At 66.0% G+C, this 3,266-nt stretch carries 3 protein-coding genes; 2 read left to right on the forward strand and 1 reads right to left on the reverse strand.

The annotated features are described in order from the left end of the window. A partial coding sequence (locus tag RT662_RS14770) for a molybdopterin-dependent oxidoreductase (protein WP_313671448.1) occupies positions 1–1,746 on the reverse strand: 1,746 nt, incomplete at its 3' end. Positions 1,747–1,838: 92 nt separating this feature from the next. Between RT662_RS14770 and RT662_RS14775 the strand changes: the two genes are divergently transcribed. Together RT662_RS14775 and RT662_RS14780 are read left to right on the forward strand one after the other, a co-directional pair. Next, positions 1,839–2,474, forward strand: coding sequence for a Pr6Pr family membrane protein (locus tag RT662_RS14775; RefSeq protein ID WP_313671449.1), 636 nt, complete (start codon positions 1,839–1,841; stop codon positions 2,472–2,474). A gap of 3 nt (positions 2,475–2,477) precedes the next feature. Further along, the coding region (locus tag RT662_RS14780; protein WP_313671450.1) for an AMP-binding protein at positions 2,478–3,266 on the forward strand (789 nt) is incomplete at its 3' end.

The raw sequence follows: 3,266 nt of genomic DNA on the forward strand, positions 1-3,266 counted from the left end.
CGGGGCGTTGCCCAGCCAGCTGTTGTTGCTGCGGATATGGCGGCGCCCGATCAGCACCAGGCCGGGTTCGGGTTGGGCCTTCAGCCACGCGGCAAAGCGTCCGGTGAAATCGTCGATCACCGGTTCGAGTGCGCAGCGGATGGTCTTGCCGGGCGTGAACAGCCGCTCTGGCAAACGCGGCACATGCGGGCCCAGATCAAGCCCGTGCGGATGCGCCATGACCTCCGCCAGGCTCAGCCCGCCTTTTTGCAACATGCGATCGAGCTGTTCGCGCGGCTGCACCGGTGGCGGCAGATTGATGCCTTGCGCTGCGGCCAGCGCCTGGGCGAGGCCCGCCACCACTTCCCAATCGCGCTTCTGCCCCTCCAGCGGCTCCCACAAGCCGGGCGAGAATTTGGCGAAGTTGCGGAAGGCGATCGGGGCCAGCAGCAGCGGATAATGATCCTTGGCCAGGGCTGCGCAGGGCGGCAGAATATAATGCGCTTTGCGTGATGTGGCGGTGATCATCGGTTCGACCGAGATCATCAGTTCCAGGCTATCCAGCGCCGCATCCAGCGCCCCGCCATCCGGCACTGAGAGCACCGGGTTGCCGGCAATCACCACCAGCGCCTTGATCTGGCCGTCACCGGGCGTGGCAATTTCCTCCGCCAGACTCACCGCCGGGAATTCCCCCATCACTTCCGGATGGCCGCTCACCCGGCTGAAGAAGCGCCCGCGGCTGCCGGGGCCGGAGCTGCCGGCGACATCCACCGCCGGGCTGGAGAACATCACCCCGCCCTCGCGGTCGAGATTGCCCGTCGCAATGTTGAGCAGGTTGATCAGCCAGTGCGCCAGCGTGCCGAATGGCGCCGTGCTCACCCCGATGCGGCCGTAAACGGCGGTGGGCTGGCCATTGCCGAGCTCGGCGGCCAGCGCGTGGATGGCAGAAACGTCCCAGCCGCAGGCGCGGGCGAGATCGGTGATCGTGAACTGGCGAAGCGCCGCCCACGCCTCGTCCCAGCCCTCCAGCATGGGCGCCAGCCGGCCGGGGTTCACCAGGCCGGCATCGTCCAGCGCCAACAGCAGCGCTACCAGCAGGGCCGGATCGCTGCCAGGGCGGATGAAATGATGAGCGTCCGCAATGCCCGCCGTTTCGCTGCGGCGCGGATCGATTACGGTGAGCTTGCCGCCGCGCGCCTGCATCTCGCCGATGCGGCGCTTCACGTCGGGCACGGTCCACACGCTGCCATTCGATGCCAGCGGATTGCCACCCAGGATCACCAGATGCTGCGTGCGTTCGATGTCTGGAATCGGGAACAAGGCATTGTGGCCATAGAGATAATATTGCGCCAGCTGATGCGGCATCTGATCGACGGTGGAGGCCGAATAGACCCCGCGCACCCCCAGCGCCTTCTTCAGCGCGCCGGTCTGCATACCCAGCGCGAAATCATGCGCGGTGGGATTGCCGACATACAGCGCCGCCGCGCCGCCGGCCGTCCGGATGGCGGCAAACTTCGCGCCGATCTCGGACAGCGCCGTCTCCCAGTCCAGCGCCACCCATTCGGAGCCGACCCGCTTCATCGGACTGGTCAGCCGGTCCGGATCGGCCTCCAGATCGGCGATGGCATTGCCCTTGGGGCAGATGTGGCCGCGCGAAATCGGATCATCGCTGTCGCCGCGAATGCTGACGACGCGGCGTCCTTCGGTTTCGATCAGCAATCCGCAATTGGCTTCGCAGATATGGCAGGTGCGGGTGTGGACGGGCATGGCGGCAATCTCCCGCCGGTGAGCCTATCAGCGCCACCCCCCAATGGCGACAGGCTTTGCGCTTGGCGCTGGCTGCGCTAGCACTGCAGGCCATGAAGGAAGAATGGCTGACAGGCAGATCACGCGCCGCTGCGGCGGCCGTTGCGGTGTTGTGCGGCACGGCGCTTGTCACCCAGTTCGGGCTGAACGTGATTGAACGTGGCCGCGATCCGCTAGACGAGGTGCAGCGGCTCTATGGCTGGTTCACCATCTGGTCCAACACGGCGGTGGCGCTGATTGCCGGCCATGTCGCTCTCGTCGGCCGGGCGCGAGGCCCGGCGCATCCGGCATTGCTGGCTGCCAGTGCGGCGTGGATTGCGGTGGTGGGCATTGTCTACAACACGCTGCTCGCCGGGCTGAACCACCCGCCAACCATGTTGCGCCAGGCCATTGATTTCATCTTCCATGTCTTTGCGCCCGCTGCCTGGCCCTTGTGGTGGCTGCTGCTGCGGCCGGCGGCCCGGCTTGGCTGGTCGCATCTGTGGGCGGTGCTGCCGCTGCCGTTGGCCTATTGCCTGTTTGCGCTGCTGGTGGGCGCGCAGACCGGCAGCTACCCTTATTATTTCATCGATGCCGGAAAGCTGGGCTGGGTCCAGTTGGGCATCAACATCACTGGCCTTGCCAGCCTGTTTGCCGCCGGGATGGCCATTGCCATCTGGTGGGATCGCCGCCGTTCGCCAAGAGGATAGACCATGCACCCGTTTCATCATGCCGCGAACCAGCCCGATACGCCTGCCATCATCATGGCCGGCAGCGGCGAAACGCTCAGCTATGCCCAGTTGGAAGCCGAATCCAACCGCATCGCGCATCTGCTGCGCGGCCTCGGCCTGGTGCGCGGCGACACCATCGCCATCCTGATGCACAACGAGATCGATTTCCTGCCGATCTGCTGGGCGGCGCAACGGTCGGGCCTTGTCTATGTCGCCATGTCCACCAAGCTGACCGCCGATGAGGCCGGTTATATCGCGCAGGATTCGGGTGCAAAGGCGATCTTCTGTTCCCCGGCGCTGGCCGACGTTGCCGTGGCCGCCACGCCCGCCCTGTTGCCAGCGGCGCGGTTCTGCACGGGCGGCGGCGCACCCGGCTGCACCCGCCTGCACGATGCAATTCACAACCTGCCCACCACCCGTATCGCCGATGAAAGCACCGGGCGTGACATGCTCTATTCCAGCGGCACCACCGGCCGGCCCAAGGGTGTGCGCGGGCCCTTGCCGGAAGGGCCGATCGATCAGGTCGATGCGCTGTCCGGCATGGTGGCGGCGCTGTATCAATTCGCGCCGGGCATGAAATATCTGTCGCCGGCGCCGCTCTATCACGCCGCGCCGCTGCGCTATTGCATGAGCGTGCACAAATTTGGCGGCACCGTGGTGGTGATGGAGAAGTTCGATCCCGAAGCCTATCTGGCGCTGGTGGAGAAACACCACATCACCCACAGCCAGCTGGTGCCCACCATGTTCGTGCGCATGCTGAAGCTGCCCGAG

This window comes from Sandarakinorhabdus sp. (assembly GCF_032115815.1).
Lineage (GTDB): Bacteria > Pseudomonadota > Alphaproteobacteria > Sphingomonadales > Sphingomonadaceae > Sandarakinorhabdus.